At 68.3% G+C, this 15740-nt stretch carries 21 protein-coding genes; 12 read left to right on the top strand and 9 right to left on the bottom strand.

Annotated elements, in window-relative coordinates; genetic code table 11:
* Positions 1-306 precede the first annotated feature (306 nt).
* Together AB0F43_RS13440 and AB0F43_RS13435 are read left to right on the top strand one after the other, a co-directional pair.
* Positions 307-630: a YciI family protein gene (locus AB0F43_RS13440; RefSeq protein WP_360474796.1), complete on the top strand. Its 324-nt coding sequence runs from the start codon at positions 307-309 to the stop codon at positions 628-630.
* Positions 627-1850: an RNA polymerase sigma factor gene (locus AB0F43_RS13435; protein ID WP_360474793.1), complete on the top strand. Its 1224-nt coding sequence runs from the start codon at positions 627-629 to the stop codon at positions 1848-1850. Before AB0F43_RS13440 ends, AB0F43_RS13435 begins: the two co-directional genes overlap by 4 nt.
* 162 nt (positions 1851-2012) lie before the next feature.
* On the opposite strand, the gene dapA is transcribed toward AB0F43_RS13435, so the two are convergent.
* A complete protein-coding gene (gene dapA / locus AB0F43_RS13430; RefSeq protein ID WP_360474790.1) occupies positions 2013-2978 on the bottom strand; it encodes a 4-hydroxy-tetrahydrodipicolinate synthase in 966 nt (321 codons plus the stop codon).
* Between dapA and AB0F43_RS13425 the strand changes: the two genes are divergently transcribed.
* Positions 2977-3870 carry a LysR family transcriptional regulator gene (locus AB0F43_RS13425; protein WP_360474787.1) on the top strand — a complete coding sequence of 298 codons (894 nt, stop codon included), beginning with the start codon at positions 2977-2979 and terminating at the stop codon, positions 3868-3870. The two genes, dapA and AB0F43_RS13425, sit on opposite strands and share 2 nt — an antisense overlap.
* 183 nt (positions 3871-4053) lie before the next feature.
* Here AB0F43_RS13425 and AB0F43_RS13420 read toward each other — a convergent pair whose 3' ends face one another.
* The 3 genes from AB0F43_RS13420 to AB0F43_RS13410 all read right to left on the bottom strand — a co-directional run bounded on the left by AB0F43_RS13420 (position 4054) and on the right by AB0F43_RS13410 (position 6021).
* Positions 4054-4401 carry a DoxX family protein gene (locus tag AB0F43_RS13420; protein ID WP_360474784.1) on the bottom strand — a complete coding sequence of 116 codons (348 nt, stop codon included), beginning with the start codon at positions 4399-4401 and terminating at the stop codon, positions 4054-4056.
* Positions 4402-4483: 82 nt separating this feature from the next.
* Positions 4484-5338 (bottom strand): RNA polymerase sigma-70 factor, encoded by an 855-nt coding sequence (locus tag AB0F43_RS13415; RefSeq protein ID WP_360474781.1) that lies wholly within the window; start codon positions 5336-5338, stop codon positions 4484-4486.
* Positions 5335-6021 carry a TetR/AcrR family transcriptional regulator gene (locus AB0F43_RS13410; RefSeq protein WP_360474779.1) on the bottom strand — a complete coding sequence of 229 codons (687 nt, stop codon included), beginning with the start codon at positions 6019-6021 and terminating at the stop codon, positions 5335-5337. Before AB0F43_RS13410 ends, AB0F43_RS13415 begins: the two co-directional genes overlap by 4 nt.
* Positions 6022-6157: 136 nt before the next feature.
* Between AB0F43_RS13410 and AB0F43_RS13405 the strand changes: the two genes are divergently transcribed.
* From AB0F43_RS13405 to AB0F43_RS13390, 4 genes are all read left to right on the top strand, one after another.
* Positions 6158-7123: an NAD-dependent epimerase/dehydratase family protein gene (locus AB0F43_RS13405; protein WP_360474776.1), complete on the top strand. Its 966-nt coding sequence runs from the start codon at positions 6158-6160 to the stop codon at positions 7121-7123.
* A 163-nt stretch (positions 7124-7286) separates the two neighbouring features.
* Positions 7287-7982, top strand: coding sequence for a DUF2993 domain-containing protein (locus AB0F43_RS13400; protein WP_360474773.1), 696 nt, complete (start codon positions 7287-7289; stop codon positions 7980-7982).
* An 86-nt stretch (positions 7983-8068) separates the two neighbouring features.
* The gene (locus AB0F43_RS13395; protein WP_360474771.1) at positions 8069-8743 is read left to right on the top strand and encodes a PadR family transcriptional regulator; all 675 of its coding nucleotides are present in this window, start codon (positions 8069-8071) and stop codon (positions 8741-8743) included.
* Positions 8740-9168 (top strand): DUF1707 domain-containing protein, encoded by a 429-nt coding sequence (locus AB0F43_RS13390; protein WP_360474768.1) that lies wholly within the window; start codon positions 8740-8742, stop codon positions 9166-9168. The genes AB0F43_RS13395 and AB0F43_RS13390 overlap by 4 nt, the downstream gene beginning before the upstream one ends.
* Positions 9169-9172: 4 nt before the next feature.
* Here the strand turns inward: AB0F43_RS13390 and AB0F43_RS13385 are convergent, their stop codons facing one another.
* Positions 9173-9559 (bottom strand): VOC family protein, encoded by a 387-nt coding sequence (locus AB0F43_RS13385; RefSeq protein WP_360474765.1) that lies wholly within the window; start codon positions 9557-9559, stop codon positions 9173-9175.
* A gap of 84 nt (positions 9560-9643) precedes the next feature.
* On the opposite strand from AB0F43_RS13385, the gene AB0F43_RS13380 reads away from it, so the two are divergent.
* The 3 genes from AB0F43_RS13380 (at position 9644) to AB0F43_RS13370 (ending at position 11529) form a co-directional block, all read left to right on the top strand.
* Complete coding sequence (locus AB0F43_RS13380; RefSeq protein WP_360474762.1) at positions 9644-10009, top strand: hypothetical protein; 366 nt, start codon at positions 9644-9646, stop codon at positions 10007-10009.
* A 63-nt stretch (positions 10010-10072) separates the two neighbouring features.
* Positions 10073-10702: a dihydrofolate reductase family protein gene (locus AB0F43_RS13375; RefSeq protein WP_360474759.1), complete on the top strand. Its 630-nt coding sequence runs from the start codon at positions 10073-10075 to the stop codon at positions 10700-10702.
* Positions 10699-11529 carry a PhzF family phenazine biosynthesis isomerase gene (locus AB0F43_RS13370; protein WP_360474756.1) on the top strand — a complete coding sequence of 277 codons (831 nt, stop codon included), beginning with the start codon at positions 10699-10701 and terminating at the stop codon, positions 11527-11529. Before AB0F43_RS13375 ends, AB0F43_RS13370 begins: the two co-directional genes overlap by 4 nt.
* An 82-nt stretch (positions 11530-11611) precedes the next feature.
* Here the strand turns inward: AB0F43_RS13370 and AB0F43_RS13365 are convergent, their stop codons facing one another.
* Both AB0F43_RS13365 and AB0F43_RS13360 read right to left on the bottom strand, forming a co-directional pair.
* Positions 11612-12676 (bottom strand): biotin/lipoate A/B protein ligase family protein, encoded by a 1065-nt coding sequence (locus tag AB0F43_RS13365; protein ID WP_360474754.1) that lies wholly within the window; start codon positions 12674-12676, stop codon positions 11612-11614.
* A gap of 61 nt (positions 12677-12737) precedes the next feature.
* On the bottom strand, positions 12738-13004 hold the full coding sequence (locus tag AB0F43_RS13360) for a DUF1905 domain-containing protein (RefSeq protein ID WP_360474751.1): 267 nt from the start codon (positions 13002-13004) through the stop codon (positions 12738-12740).
* A 57-nt stretch (positions 13005-13061) separates the two neighbouring features.
* Between AB0F43_RS13360 and AB0F43_RS13355 the strand changes: the two genes are divergently transcribed.
* Positions 13062-13679: a hemerythrin domain-containing protein gene (locus AB0F43_RS13355; protein ID WP_360474748.1), complete on the top strand. Its 618-nt coding sequence runs from the start codon at positions 13062-13064 to the stop codon at positions 13677-13679.
* A 55-nt stretch (positions 13680-13734) separates the two neighbouring features.
* Here the strand turns inward: AB0F43_RS13355 and AB0F43_RS13350 are convergent, their stop codons facing one another.
* Both AB0F43_RS13350 and AB0F43_RS13345 read right to left on the bottom strand, forming a co-directional pair.
* Positions 13735-14316 (bottom strand): adenylate kinase, encoded by a 582-nt coding sequence (locus tag AB0F43_RS13350; RefSeq protein WP_360474745.1) that lies wholly within the window; start codon positions 14314-14316, stop codon positions 13735-13737.
* Between the two features lie 94 nt (positions 14317-14410).
* Positions 14411-14782 (bottom strand): YciI family protein, encoded by a 372-nt coding sequence (locus AB0F43_RS13345; protein ID WP_360474742.1) that lies wholly within the window; start codon positions 14780-14782, stop codon positions 14411-14413.
* Positions 14783-14953: 171 nt separating this feature from the next.
* Between AB0F43_RS13345 and AB0F43_RS13340 the strand changes: the two genes are divergently transcribed.
* The gene (locus tag AB0F43_RS13340) at positions 14954-15730 is read left to right on the top strand and encodes an NAD(P)H-binding protein (RefSeq protein WP_360476778.1); all 777 of its coding nucleotides are present in this window, start codon (positions 14954-14956) and stop codon (positions 15728-15730) included.
* Positions 15731-15740 lie beyond the last annotated feature (10 nt).

Below are 15740 nucleotides of genomic sequence, written 5' to 3'. Positions count from 1 at the left end.
GGGCACGCGGCTGTTCCCCGCCACCGGCCCGGACGCAGCACTTGAACTGGTCGACGCGCGAGCCACCCCGGAGGCGATAACGATCCAGGTCTACCGGCCCAACGGGCGCCCGCAGTACGCGACCGCCTGAAGCATGCGCCGGACCACCGGACGGGATACTGTCGCTGCCCCATCGCTACAGTCGCGCGTCCCGGAAGTTCTTGAAAGAAGTTCGGGTGGCGGTGTCGGATCGGGGCAGCGGTGTTCGTAGCAGGGGTGAGCGGCCTCCCCGGTGGGACGCCCCAGACCGACAGGAGATGATTCGAAATGCAGTACCTGGTTTCCGTGATCGACGACAAGAGCAATCCCGGCAGCACGGACAGGCAGCCTGCCATCAGCGCGTTCAACGAACGACTGATCGCCGAGGGCTACTGGGTTTTCGCGGGCGGACTCGCAGACACCACCGCGGCCACGGTGATCGACAACCGGGGCGAGCAGGCGGTGTTCAGCGACGGGCCGTTCGTGGAGTCGAAGGAGTACCTTGCCGGCGTCTGGGTGTGGGAGGCCCCCGATCTGGATGTGGCGCTCAAGCTCGCCACCGAGGCGTCGAAGATCTGCGATCGGAAGATCGAACTGCGGCCATTCCAGTGAGCGACGTCGAGGAGGCGATCACCCGGGTGCACCACGAGGAGTGGGCCCGGGTGGTCGCCGCCCTGACCAGACGTTTCGGTGACCTCGACATCGCCGAGGAGGCGGCGGCCGAGGCGTTCGCGACCGCCGTCGCGCGCTGGCCGGCCGACGGCGTACCTCCCAACCCCGGCGCCTGGCTGACCACCACCGCCAACCGCAAGGCAATCGACAGGATCCGGCGCGAGAGCAAGCGCGACGACAAGCACAGGGAGGCTCAGATGGTGTACGACGACCCGCCCGAGCCGCTCGGGGTGATCGACGACGAGCGGCTCCGGCTGATCTTCACCTGCTGTCACCCGGCGCTTTCGATGGAGACTCGCGTGGCGCTGACGCTGCGCATGGTCGGCGGTCTGACCGTGCCAGAGATCGCCCGTGCCTTCCTGGTGCAGGAGACCGCGATGGGGCAGCGGATCACCCGCGCGAAGGCCAAGATCAAGGCGGCTCGCATCCCTTACCGGGTGCCGTCCGCGGAGGATCTCCCGGCCCGCGTCTCCGGCGTACTCGCCGTCCTCTTCCTCGTCTTCAACGAGGGCTACCTGGCGACCGGCCCCGACACCGATCCCGTCCGTCATGACCTGACCGCGGAGGCGATCCGGCTCACTCGCCTGATCCGTGCCCTCATGCCGGACGACGGTGAGGTGGCCGGGCTGCTGGCGCTGATGCTCCTCACCGAGGCCCGCCGTACCGCCCGGGTTTCGGCCAGCGGCGAACTGGTCCCCATCGACCAGCAGGACCGTGGCGCCTGGGACGCGGCGCTGATCGCCGAGGGTCATCGGCTGATGCGCGAGCGCCTGGCCTCTCGCGTGGCTCCGGGTCGCTACCAGATCCTCGCAGCGATCAACGCCGTACACACCTCCGCCCGCGACGTACGCGACACCGACTGGTCGCAGATCGTTGCCCTCTACAACCAACTCGTCCGCGTCGACCCCTCGCCCATCGTCGCCCTCAACCGGGCCATCGCGGTCGCCGAGCTCGACGGTCCGGAGGTGGCCCTGGCGGCCGTCGACCGTCTCGACGACAAGTTGGCCGGCTACCACGCCTACCACGCGACCCGCGCCGAGTTGCTGCGCCGGCTGGGCCGCAGTCAGCAGTCGCGGGCGGCGTACGACAAAGCCATCGAGCTGACAGGCAACACCGCCGAAACCGCCTACCTGACCCGCCGCCGCGACCAGCTGGGGTAGCGCCCGTTGAGACCCCGCGCAGAGCGGCGCCCCGCCCCGACGGCCTGAATACCTCCGAAGAACTTTGGGCGACAAGTTGCCCAGCGCAACAGTGCCACTGGAGAAGGCGTCACGGTCTCACTCATCAGCTCCAGCGTCGGCGCGCCGGCCGATGATGCCGGGCTAGGCGGGTACGGCGATGGTCGCCAAGGCGGATGTCAGGCGTTCGTGGTGGGCCGGCGTTGGCTCGAGGAGGGGGAGGCGGACGGTGGCGTCGGGGATGATGCCGAGTTCGGCCAGGGCGGCTTTGGCCATGATGGCGCCTTGGGAGGTGTGCATGATGGCGTCCACCAAGGGGATCAGCGCAGTCTGGATCGCTCGGGCGGTGGCGAGGTCGCCGGTGCGGATCGCTTGGATGAGGTTGGCGTTGTGGTCGGCGGCGATGTTGCCGGCCACGCTGACTACGCCGGTGGCGCCGCAGGCGAGGTAGGGCAGGTTGAGTTCGTCGATGCCGCAGTAGTAGGCCAGCGACGTACGGGACAGGACGGACATCGCTTCGAACAAGTCGCCCTTGGCGTCCTTGACCGCCCGGATCCGGGGGTGGCCGGCGAGTTCGATCAGCGTGGACTCCTCGAAGGGGATGCCTGCGCGTGCGGGTACGTCGTACAGCATCACGGGCAGCGCGGTGGCATCGGCGACCGCGACGCAATGGGCGATCACGCCGGCTTGAGTCGGCTTGGAGTAGTAGGGGCAGACCAGGAGCAGCGCATCCGCGCCGGCAGCTTCGGCTTCTTGGGCACGTTCGACGCTGGCGGCTGTGTTGTAGGTGCCGACACCGGCGATCACCTTTGCCCGGTTGCCCGTCTGGTCCGCCACGGTACGAACGAGCCGGGCTGTCTCGGCCTCGGTCAGGGTGGGCGACTCGCCAGTGGTCCCGGCGACCACGATGCCGTCGCATCCCGTGGTGAGCAGGTGATCGACGAGGCTGGCCACCCCGGATTCGCTGATGGTGCCATCGGGGTGCATCGGGGTCACCATCGCAACGAGGTTGGCGCCGAAGAGTTGGTCAGTCATGATGCGATCCTGCCGCTGCCCGATTGACGTGGTCCAGCGATGCTCTTTTGCCCATATTGCGTAGTCTCGCTTCATGATTGATGTCGGAGCTCTACGGGCGTTGCGATCGGTTGCTGCTCTCGGGACGCTGGCCCGGGCGGCCGATGAGCTGGGGTTTACAGCCTCGGCGGTGTCGCAGCAGATCAAGCGGCTGGAACGCCAGGTCGGTGTACCGGTGCTCGCTCCGGCTGGGCGTGGCGTCGTACTCACTCCGGCCGGACAGGCCATCGTCGACTCAGCGGCCGAGGTATTCCAGGCCCTGGAGCGCTGCGCCGAGGCGGCCCAGTCAGTGGCGGAGGGCGCGCCGCGCGGAATCCTCCGCGTGGTTGGGTTCTCGACGGCTATCCGGGGGTTGCTCGCGCCCATCCTCCGCCAACTGTCGGCGCGCTGCCCGGACCTGCACGTCCACGTGACCGAGCAGGACCCTGACCAAGCCCTGCACAGTGTCGATGCCGGTGCAGCCGATCTTGCTCTCGTTCACGACGCCGATGGATTGCCGGTCCCGTTGCCCTCGACCCTGACCCAGCGCCTTCTACACACCGACGTCGGCGACGTGGTCATGCACCGGGCGCATCCGCTCGCCGGGCTCGACTCACCACTCGTGGGCACCGACCTTGCCGGCTACGCATGGGTCACGAGCCCGCCTGGCACGGTGTGTCACCAGTGGTTCCGGCGCCTGTTCGCGGACGTGCCGGAGGACCCCGACGTACGCCATCTGGTGGATGACTTCGCCACCCAGCTGTCACTGGTGGCTTCAGGCGACGTCATCGCCCTGATCCCTCGCCTTGCCCGCCCGCCGTTGGGCTCCGAGCTCGTCTCTCGGCCCCTGCGGCGTCAACCGAAGCGTGAGGTACACGCGGCCTGGCGGCGCAGCGCCGACGCCAGCCCAGCGATCCAAGCTCTCCTCGCCGAACTAGCCGTCACCTAGGACGTTTCGAGGCCCGCCCCTAGCCGGTTGGTTGTGGGGCCTGCGGGCACCCGGCCGCCGGTGAGCACGTCTTCGTGGGCACGCACGAACCGCCGAAGGACTGGGAGTACGCCCGTCGCAGATCGTCCAGGGCGATCGCGTGACCCACCTCGTCTACGACGTCGCGAAGAGCTGCCCCGGCACTCAGTGGTACGCCAGGTTGGTGGTGAAGGCAGCCAGGGCCGCGCCGAAGAACAGACTCCAGGCGGCGAGGCTGTGGTCGCCCACTCGGAGGTGGGCGGCCAGGGCCGCCAGGAAGTAGAGGACGAGACCGGCGCTTGCGAGCGTGCCTAGCGCCGGAATGAAGAGGCCGGCAAGGAGGCCCAGGGCGGCTGCGGCCAGGAGAGTTCCCAACGGGAGCATCCAGGTGCGAGGGATCTCGAGCTTGTCCGCCTGGGACTTGGGGTAGTGGTGGCCGATGAAGTTCGCGATGGCGGCTGACGCGGTGAGGCCGGCGGCCAGGAGGGTGGCTGTCAGGTAGGCGACGTACATGAGGCGCTCCGATCCGTGGGGGTGGGCGCCTCACGGACGAGACAGGTAGCTGGAGCGTGACAGTGGGCTGGGGTGAGTCAGGTCACGGTGCGACGCCGGTGAGCTTTGCCGGGTTGCTGACGACGTGAATGGATTCGATGGCGCCGTTGACGAGATGCAGCGTGGCTGCGATCACCGGTGTGGTGCCCGAGTAGATGACCAGGCCTGGAGCGCCGTTGAGGTGCCGCAGTACGACGTGTGAGTCGGCGGGGCGGCGTTGCGAGAGCAGGATGATGGCCTGAGCGACGTACTGCGGGCTGTGAATGGGTTTGCGCGGTGCGCCGGTCAGGCCGCCACCGTCGCTGATCATCGTGACGTCCGGTGCGAGGACTTCCATCAGCGCCTTCAGGTCTCCACCCAGGCAGGCTTCGAGGAAGCGCTCGGCGACCCGCTGCTGCGTGTCTTGATCGGTGTCGTACTTGCGGCGTCGGTCGGCGACCGCTGTGCGAGCACGGCGGGCAAGTTGGCGTACGTCTGCGTCCTGTCGGCCGAGGATGCGCGCGATTTCGGCGAGGCTGTAGCCGAAGGCCTCGTTGAGTACGAACACCGCACGTTCCGTGGGCGACAGGGCCTCCAGGACGAGCAGCATCGCCGTCGAGATGGAGTCGGCACGGACGACGTCATCGGCTGCGTCAGGGCTGGTGAGCATCGGCTCTGGTAGCCATGGGCCGATGTAGGACTCACGTCGTACCGCGGCACTGCGGAGGCGGTCGATCGCCAAGCGGGTGGTGACTTTGACCAGGTAGGCCTCTGGGTCCTCGACTGTTGCCGTGTCCACGCGGCTCCAGCGCAGCCAGGTGTCTTGTACGACGTCCTCCGCGTCGGCGACGCTGCCGAGCAGGCGGTAGGCGACGGCGTACAGGAGACCGCGGTGCTCGGTGAACTCGGCGACGGTCACCGAGGTAGGCCGGTGAGGTCGGCCATCAGGGCCATGTGGTGGTCGAAGTTCTCGGCGCGGGCTTCGATCATCTCGTCGAGGCGGCCGAAGACTTCGAAGTTGAGCACGCCGAAGAGGTGAGTCCAGGCGACCAGGACGCGGTCGAGTCGCTCCTCCAGCAGGTCGCTGTGGCGTTGCTCGATGAGGCGGCGAAGGTCGGCGCGCAGCGGCGTGGTGAGTGGCGAGGCCTTGAGAGGTTGGAGGCGGCCGAGGCCGTCGACGACGATGTCGACGAGCAACAGGATGACCTTGGAGGCCGGCTCGACGGTGTCTTGCGGGGCGGCGTAGCCGGGGACGGGTGCGCCGTAGATGAGGCCGTACTCCGCGGGGTGGGCGAGCGCCCAGGTCCGTACGGCGCGGCAGACGGCCAGCCAACGGCCGCGGAGATCGTCACGCGGTACGGCGGCGTCCGCCTCGGTCGCCGCGGTGGCGAGAGCGTCGTACGCGTCGATGATCAGGGCGGTGAGCAGGGCGTCGCGACTCGGGAAGTAGCGGTAGAGGGCCGAGGCGACGATGTCCAGGTCGCGGGCGACGGCGCGCAGGGAGAGGTTGGCGCCGTCCGTGGCGAGGTGCCGGCGGGCGACGTCCTTGATCTCCTGGCTCATCTCCGAGCGGACTCGGGCGCGGAGTGACGGTGCGGACATGGGACCAGTCTCGCACAGGTCAGAGAACAGTGGAACGGCCCGAGAACGGTGTTCTTGACGCGGATCGGCGATCTGCATACAGTGAACTTATTCGAGAACACTGTTCTCACTCCAGGCCTCAGAAGGGTTACCCGCCATGTCCCTGCACGTCGTCGTCGGAGCCGGCCCGGTCGGATCAGCCACCGCCCGCCTGCTCGCCGCCCAAGGCGAGCAGGTCCGCCTCGTCACCCGCTCCGGCAGCAGCCCCCAGCCAGTCCCGAGCCAGAGCCAAAGCCAGAGTGAGACGGGTGCGATCGAGTGCATCGCGGCGGATGCGGCCAACGGGGAGGAGTTGACGCGACTCTGCTCGGGCGCTGCCGCCTTGTACTCGTGCGCAGGGCCGGCGTACCACCGATGGCCGACCGACTGGCCGCCGCTGGGAGCCGCGTTGATGCGGGCCGCCGAGGTCAGCGGAGCCGTGCTCGTGACCACCGGCAACCTCTATGGGTACGGCGAAGTGGACGGCCCGATGACCGAGGAGACGCCCCTCCGGCCGAACTCGGTGAAGGGCGAGGTGCGCGCCAAGCTGTGGACCGAAGCGTTGGCCGCACACGAAGCCGGCCGGATCCGCACCGCCGAAGTCCGCGGATCGGACTACCTGGGCGCGCATACCGTCTCGCCATTCAGCGTCATGGTGCTGCCCAAAGTGATCGCCGGCGGTCGCGGCACCGCGCCGGCGGACCTGGATGCGCCGCACAGTTGGACGTACGTCGGCGATGTCGCCCGTACCCTGATCGCGGTCGCGGGCGACGAGACGGCGTGGGGGCGACCGTGGCACGTTCCCACTCCCCCGCCACTGTCGATGCGTGAACTGGCCGCCCGCGCCGCTGAGCTCGCGGGAGCGCCGGCCGCTCGGATCGCCAAGATGCCGGGGTTCGCGCTGCGACTCGCCGGACTCTTCAACCCTGCCGCCCGCGAGATGGTCGAGACGCAGTACCAGTGGCAACGCCCCTTCGTCGTCGACTCGACCCCCGCAATCGTTGCCTTCGGCCTCAAACCCACTTCGGCCGATGAAGCCCTCCAGGAAACCATCGACGCCCTCCGCGCACCCGCACACACATGAGCACCGACGACAGCTGCTGCTCTGCCGGCGGCGGCCACTGAAGGCTTGCGGTAAGGGTTTTGGCAGGCTGCCCTAGGCTGTCCGGATCGACGGGGAGCCGGGACCTTCTGGTCCGCCGATGCCGGGAAGGGCTGGAATGAGTTCGAGGAGACCGCGCCGCTGGTTGCGGCGCTTGATTGTCACCGTCGTGATCCTGGGCTGTCTCGCGGTGGGTGCCGATCGAGCGGCCGCCTGGGTTGCCGAGGATCGGCTGGCAACCATGGCTGCGGATGAGGCGGCGCAGTACGACGTACACGCCGCGAAGACGGACGTGGAAATCGGGGGGTTCGGGTTCCTGCCGCAGGTGGTGAAGGAAGAGTTCTCCTCGGTCACGCTCACCATGCAGCAGCCGACGTTCTCGTCCGTCCCGGCCGAGGACCTCACCGTGACGATGACCGGGGTGCACGTGCCGCGCGCCTTGCTGACGGGCGGTTCCGGTGCCACGGTCACCATCGACTCGACGGATATGCGACTCCGGTTGTCCCCGGCCGAGCTGACCAAACTCGCCGCGCGGGCGACCGGAGTGGACGACCTGACCCTGCGCGTCGTGGAGGGCAAGCTGCACGCGCGGCTACCGGTGCGCGGTACCGACGTCGACGCCACGATCAGCCCGAAGGTGGAGAAGGGACGCATCGTCCTGGCGGTCGACGAACTCTCCGACTCGGTCCCGTCGGCGCTCCGCAACGCCGTGCGTTCCCTGCTCGCTCAAGGCATCACCCTGCCCAAGCTCCCGTTCGGCGCCTCCCTCACCCAAGTAGCCGTCGAAGGCAGCTCCGTCGTGCTGGTGGCAACCGCCGACGACCTCCAGTTCGCCGGCTGAAACGACGTCGAAAGCACCCTTGGGTTGCGATGGTTCGCGATATATCGTCGACGTATCGCATTCTCTCCTGAGGGACGGTGGTCGGGATGACCGGATCGACGTACACCGCGGGGTGGCCCTGGCAGCACATCGCGCGGCACTGTTCAGCCTTCGAAGACATCAAGGACGAGTTGCGCGCCGCGATGACCGGCCGCAAGACCCACCACGGGCATCACCCGTTCGGGGCCCAGTGGGGAATGTTCGGCGGGCAGATGTTCGGGCCGCCGTGGGGGCCGCCGCCGCGCTGGCGCGGACCGAAGGCCCGGCGTGGTGACGTCCGCGCCGCGATCCTCGCCGTACTGGCCGAGCAGCCGATGAACGGCTACCAGATCATCCAGGAGATCGCCGAGCGCAGCGGCGGGGTGTGGAAGCCAAGCCCCGGCTCGATCTACCCGACCCTGCAGCAACTCGAGGACGAGGGCCTCGTCACCGCCGACGCCGCGGTCGGCCGCCGTACCTTCACGCTGACCGACGAGGGACGCGCGTACGTCGCCGCGCACGCCGACGAGGTGCGATCGCCCTGGGAGGCGATGAGCGCACCGGCCGATGACGACGAGAACGGGCTGAAACCGCTGCTCGGGCAGGTCGCGACGGCGATGTGGCAGATTCTCGCGACCGGTACGCCGGAGCAGCAGGCGCGGGCGAAGGACGCACTGGCGGAGCTGCGGCGCAAGCTGTACGGCATCCTGGCCGACGACGACGAGCGGCAGGACCGGTCATGAGCTCGTCGGTTCCCCAGCGCCACGGCCCGGTCCGGGTCGGCGATGCCGAACGCGATCAGGCCGTGGCCCTGCTCAGCGACCACTTCGTCGCCGGCCGGCTGACCCAGGACGAGTTCGAGGAGCGCAGCGAGCAGGCGACCCGGGCCCGGTACGTCGACGACCTGGCGCCGCTGTTCGACGACCTCCCGGATCCGGCCGAGCTGCAACTCGCTCAAGGTCCGTGGTCGCCGCGTCCGGTCCGGGCCCGGCGACGCCAAGGTCCGCCGCCGTTCATGATGCTGGCACCGGTGCTGATGATCAGTCTCGTCATCACGTCGATCGCGCTGACCGCGCCCTGGCTGCTGTGGGGCTTGTTCTGGATCGCCCTGTTCAGCGGAGCTCACCGCCACCGCTGGCAGCACCAGCACTACAACCGGCACCGCTGAGGTCTCATAGACGACGCCCGCGCTGCCGCGGGATCTCCTGGGCGAACTCGACAACGAATCCATCGGGATCCGCGACATGCACCGTCCGGTGTCCCCACGGACGGTCCGCCGGTCCGCTGAGCACTGCCACGCCGAGAGCCGTGAGGCGCTCGGCGCAGGCGTCCACGTCCTCGACGATCAACACGATCTCCGCGGCCGGACCCGGCGTGACCGTCCGCCCGGTCAACCACTCCGCCCGCCGGCGCTCGTACAACGCGAACCGCGTCCCGTCCGTGCCGAACTCGGCATACCCCGCGTCGGTGAACTTGTACGGCAGCCCGATCACGTCGCGGTAGAACTCCACCGAGGCGTCGAGGTCCTCGACGTACAAGATCACATACCCGAGCTCCACGGACCCACAGTAAGCGTCGATCCGTGGATCGAGGCCAAGTGTCGGCGCCGCGTTCTAGCCTCGGGCGTGACGAGAGGAGACCGGGTGTACGAGGGTGTTGTGATCCTGGAGAGCCTGAAGATCGGGACGGAGTTGTCGCGGATCCCGATCGTGGTGCGGAAGATCAGCCGGTACGACGTGAGCACGGCGACCACCGACCAGCCGCCGGTGTGGTCGGTGCTGGAGTTCGAGGTGGAGGACTCGCAGGCCGAGGCGCTGGCGCAGGAGTTGTCGGGAGCGCTGGACTCGCCGGGGTGGTACGCAGACTTCCACGACGACAAGGAGATCTTTGTCGTGTTCCCGGGACGGGTGTTCCGGTACCCGCGCGGTGACGCCGCGGCCCGGGCGGAAGCGCAGGCGTTCGGGCGTGAGCTGAGCATTCCCGAACCGCAGCTGGATTGGACGGCCTAACCGTGTCAAGACCCGAGGGACGGCTCCGACCATGGGTCGAAGGCACAACCTGAGGAGACTGTCATGGCCAAGGTTCGGGTCCACAACTTCACCATCACGCTGGACGGGTTCAGCGCCGGGGTGAACCAGCGGCTGGAGGCGCCGTTCGGGGACGGCGTGGACGGGCTGCACGACTGGATGTTCGCCGCCCAGGAGGACAAGGCGGCCGGCCGGCCCGGTATCGACGCCGACCGGGTCGGCCGCTGGGAGGAGGGGGTCGGCGCGACGATCATGGGCCGGAACATGTTCGGCCCGGTCCGCGGTCCGTGGCAGGACGATTCCTGGACGGGCTGGTGGGGCGACAACCCGCCGTACCACCACGACGTGTTCGTCCGCACGCATCACCCGCGAGCGTCGCTCCCGATGGAGGGCGGTACGACGTTCCACTTCACCGACGAGCCGGTCGAGGTCGTGCTCGAGCGGGCGATGAGCGCGGCCAACGGCCGAGACGTGGTGATCGCGGGCGGCGCCTCGACGGTCCAGCAGTATCTGCGGGCCGGCCTGATCGACGAGCTCTGTATCGTGGTCGCCCCACTCCTCGCCGGTGCCGGCGAACGCCTCTTCGACAACGTCGCCGATGCCCTGGGCAACTACCAGGTCACCGAGATGGTCAGCTCCCCCGCCGTCACCCACATCACTGTGAGCCGCCGATGACCGAGATCCTCCGCTACGCCGCCTTCACCACCGACCCGTCGGGCGGAAATCCGGCGGGCGTCGTACTCGACGCCAGCGGGCTGGACGACGCCGCGATGCAGACGATCGCCATCGAGGTCGGCTACTCCGAGACGGCCTTCGTGACCGGCGAATCGGACGGCGTACATCAGGTCAGGTACTTCTCACCCAAGGCGGAAGTCCCGTTCTGTGGTCACGCGACTGTGGCCACCGCGGTGGCGCTGGCGGAGCGGATCGGCCGGGGCGAGCTGGTGTTCTCGACTCCGGCCGGGATCGTGCCTGTCGCGGTGGACGACGAGCTGCGGGCGACGCTGACGAGCGTCGAGCCGTACGTCGAGAGGGTCGGCGACGTCAGCGAGGTGCTGGACATCCTCGGCTGGCACGCTGAGCAGCTCGATCCGGCCTTACCGGCGGCCATCGCGTACGCCGGAGCACGCCATCTGGTCGTGAGTACGGCGACCCGGCAACGACTCGCCGAGCTCGACTACGACTTCCACCGGCTGCTGGCATACATGCTCCATCGCGACCTGACCACCCTGCAGCTCGTCTGGCGCGAGTCCGCGACCACGTTCCATGTCCGCGACCCGTTCCCGGTCGGCGGAGTGGTCGAGGATCCGGCCACCGGAGCGGCCGCCGCCGCGTTCGGGGCGTATCTGCGTGAGCTCGGCATCGTCCAGGCGCCGGTCACACTGACGCTCCACCAGGGCTACGACCTGGGCCGGCCGAGCCTGATCCAGGTAGAGCTACGAGCCGGCGACAACAGGATCCGAGTGAGCGGCAACGCCGTACCGATCACTGAGCCTGGGTGAGCGGCAACGCCGTACCGATCACGGAGCCCGGGTGAGCGGCAACACCGTACCGATCACACGCAGCCCGGGTGAAGCTGTCCGATCACGGAACTCGGGTGAGCCAGTCCTCGGTGGCGAACTTGGTCTGCACGCGGTCCTCGGCCAGCTCGACGGTCGCGGGGTCGATGGTGCCGGGTTTGAGGCCGTAGCGGTTGGCGAAGGAGGCGATCATCCGGTCGATCACCTCGGTGCGGTCGAGGCCGGTCTGGCTGCGCAGCGGGTCGACGCGTTTGTTGGCGCTGGTGGTGCCCTTGTCGGACAGCTTCTCCCGGCCGATCCGCAGCACCTCGAGCATCTTCGCGGCGTCCATGTCGTAGGCCATCGTGACGTGATGCAGTACGGCGCCGCCGGCCAGCCGTTTCTGGGCGGCGCCCGCGATCTTGCCGGCCGGTGAGGTGATGTCGTTGATCGGCTGGTAGGTCGCCGCGATGCCGAGTTCGTTCAGCGCCCCGATCACCCAGTCGTCCAGGAACGCGTACGACTCGACGAACGACAGCCCGGACACCAGCGACTCGGGAACGTACAGCGAGTACGTGATCGTGTTCCCCGGCTCGACGAACATGGCTCCGCCGCCGCTGATCCGGCGTACCACTGTCACGTCGTGCTTGGCGGCTCCGGCCAGGTCGACCTCGTTGCTCAGCGATTGGAAGCTGCCGATGATGACCGCGTTCGACGCCCATTCCCAGACGCGGAGGGTGGGCGGCCGCTCACCGGAACCGACCTGTTCGGTCAGCACCTCGTCGAGCGCCATCTGGAGCGCGGGCTCCCGCGGTACGTCGTGCACGAACTCCCACTGGTGATCGTGCCAGCCGGTCGCGCCACTCAGCGCACGCCGTACGGCGACCGCCACGGCCTCCGGTGAGAACCCGACCATCTCGACGCCGTCCCCCAGTACGCCGCGCACCCGGGCAGCCACTTGAGCCGCCGGAGTCGTGACGGGCAATCCGGAGAGTGCTCCGTTGATCCGCTCCAGCGCGTCGTCGGGCTCCAGAAAGAAGTCGCCGCTGATCTGCGCTCGCCGCACCTGCTCGTCGAAGACCTCGAGATCCGCGACAACCAGCTTCCCGCCAGGAACCTTGTATTCACCATGCACGCTCTGCTCAACCACGCGCGCGCACCGGATGTTCCCACTGCCCGGCTCCGGTCGCCTGTTGCAACCAGGTGCTGGATCAGGGCTGCAGGACGACCTCGACCTCGTCACCGACCGCGGCCTCCGCGGATTTCAGCGCGGTTTTGCTGACGCCGACACAGAATCCGCCGCCGGCCACCAGCATGGTGCTCGCGGTGAAATCCGCGCCGTTCAGCGTCCCGCTCACCCGTCGCTGCTTGCGTCCGCCCAGTTCCGCTACGAATTCGGCCGGTACGTCGACAACCGCCAGCCCGCCCGGTTTGTCGTCACGCCATCGGCGCACGGTGCCATGAAATTCGACGGCCATGTTCTCTCCGAATTGTCGGAATTCAGCCTACACTCCGGATTTATGGTGGAAATGAGCATGAACAAAGCGATTCACGCAGCGTTCCGCCGGGATCTGCGGCGGTTCGTCGATGCCTTGGGCGCGTTCCCCGCGGGGGATCGGCAGCGGGCCGAGCAACTCGGGACGGCCTGGGACAACTTCGACACGCAACTGACGCGTCACCACGAGGGTGAGCACGACATCGCCTGGCCGGCGTTGGAGTCGGTCGGCGTGAGCCACGAACTGCTGACCCAGATGGACTCCGAGCACGACACGATGGCGGCCGCTTTGTCCGCGGCCCGCAGCACGATGGCGTCCTTGCGCCGTACGGCGAGCGCCGAGGACGCGGCGGCCGCACTGGCGGCGATGCAGGAGCTGCAACGGGTGACCGTGCAGCACATGGATCACGAGGAGGCCGAGATCGAGCCGGTGTACCTGGAGAACAAGGACTCGGCCTCGATGAAGGCGATGGGCAGGCAGTTCGCCAAGGTCGGCCCGTCGGAGGGCGGCACGTTCTTCGCCTGGGTCACCGACGGCGCCGGCCCGGACGAAATGGCCGCCATCACCAGCGGCATCCCCAAGCCGGTCTTCACCGTGATCACCGGCATCTTCGGCCGCAACTACCGCAAATCTGTCGCACCCGTCTGGCACAACTGACACCGGCCCACTGGACCTTCCCGGCAGTACGCCGCGATGTCATCCGGGCCAGAGATCACTCAGCCGGAGTCAAAGCGCAGGCGACGTGAAGGACCCGTTCACGAACCTCGGAGATCTCGCCGTTGCCGTCGACCTCGCGCAGCAGGCCGCGGCCGCCGTACAGGCTGATCAGCGGGACGGTCTGCTCGGCGTACACCTCCAGCCGGCGCCGGATCACCTCCTCGGTGTCGTCCGAGCGGTGTTCGATCTCGGCCCGGCGGAGCAGGCGCTGTACCAGGGCTTCCTGATCCACCTGCAGGACGACGACCGCGACGAGACTGCGGGCCTGTGCCGCCAAGACCTCGTCCAGTACGGCGGCCTGGTCGAGCGTGCGTGGATAGCCGTCGAGCAGGAAGCCTGGACGGCAGTCACCGGCATCCAGGCGCTCACGGACCATCGCGTTGGTGACCTCGTCCGGGACGTACTCACCAGCGTCCAGGTACCGCTGCGCGGTCCGGCCCAGGTCGGTCCCCGCGGCGACCTGGGCACGGAAGATGTCGCCGGTCGAGATGACGGGTACGCCGAGACGCCCGGCGAGCAGCTCGGCATGGGTTCCCTTGCCGGCCCCCGGCGGTCCCATCAGGACGACGGTCGTCACAGTCGGTGCTCCTGACTCTCGGTAAGTTGCTTCAGAGTAGGAGAAGTTCCGCACCGGCGGTACGGCGTACATCACGTCAACTGAGGGGCGACAGTCACATCACTGAGCGTAACTCCACCACGTCACCGGGACCCGCGAACTTGGCCGCGATCTCCTCGGCCCGCTCGCGGCTCGCGAAGTCGAAAAGGAAGAACCCCGCCAGGTGTTCCTTCGCCTCGGCATAGGGACCGTCCGTGCTGACCGGCCGCTTCCCCTCCCACCGGTACACGGTCGACGAGGCCGGGTCCCCGAGCGCTTCCGCGGTCACGAACTCCCCCGACGCCTTGAGCTCGGCCAGCAAGGCGTCGAACTCCGCGTACATCCGCTTTCGCTCCTCGTCCGGAATCCCCCGCCCCACCTCGGTGTAGTCCACGGTCGGATGTCCCCACGGCTGCGGATTGGAGTGGATCAGAATCACGTACTTCACAAGAACCTCCAGAGCTTGAGTCACTACGCAGGAGACGTCGGACCCACCCCATTCGACTCGACATTTCTCCAGAGTGCACCGAGTGGGTCACACTGCCCGGCTGGGGTTCGTCAGGAGGGTGAGGGCCCGGGAGTTGGGTCTTCCTGACGAATGGAGGCTGCTGTGGGGACGATGTTGGTGACCGGTGGGACCGGGACGTTGGGGCGGCAGGTCGTGCCATTGGTCCAGGCTGCGGGATGGAAGGTGCGGGTGCTGAGCCGGCACGCGCGGGCGCAAGCTGACGGGATCGAGTACGTCGCTGCGGACCTGCTGCAGGGTGACGGGATCGACGCTGCGTTGGCGGGTGTCGACGTGGTCGTGCATCTGGCGGGCGGGCCCAAGGGCGACGAAATCGGGACGCGGAATCTGGTGCAAGCGGCCGAGCGGGCCGGAGTGAAGCATCTGGTGCACATCTCGGTGACCGCGGTGGATCAGCTGCCGTTGACGTACTTCAGGTCGAAGCTCGGCGCCGAGCAGGCCGTACGGGAGTCCTCGGTGCCGTGGACCGTCCTGAGGGCGGCGCAGTTCCACGACCTCGCGTTGAAGACTGTGCGAGCGATGGCGAAGTTGCCGGTGCTGCCCGTTCCCGGCGGGCTCCGGTTTCAGCCGGTGGACGCACGGGATGTGGCCGAGCGGCTGGTCGAGTTGGCGCTGGGCGAGCCGGCCGGGCTCGTACCTGATCTGGTCGGCCCGAAGGTCTACACCCTGGGCGAGCTCGCTCAGGACTACCTGAATGCGACCGGCAAGCGGCGACTGTCGATCCCGATCCGCGTGCCGGGCGAGGCCGGCAAGGTGTACCGCGCCGGCGGCAACCTCACGCTCAGCGGCGCGGACGTCGGCACCCGCGGCTGGGAGGATTTCCTGGCCGGCCAGACAGACGGGGCTTTCGCCAGACCGTCCGGCGGGTGATGCTTGGCCC

It is taken from the genome of Kribbella sp. NPDC023972 (genome assembly GCF_040639075.1).
Classification (GTDB): domain Bacteria; phylum Actinomycetota; class Actinomycetes; order Propionibacteriales; family Kribbellaceae; genus Kribbella.
Note: the sequence above shows the minus strand (reverse complement) of the source record. Positions and strands in the feature narration are given on the sequence as shown.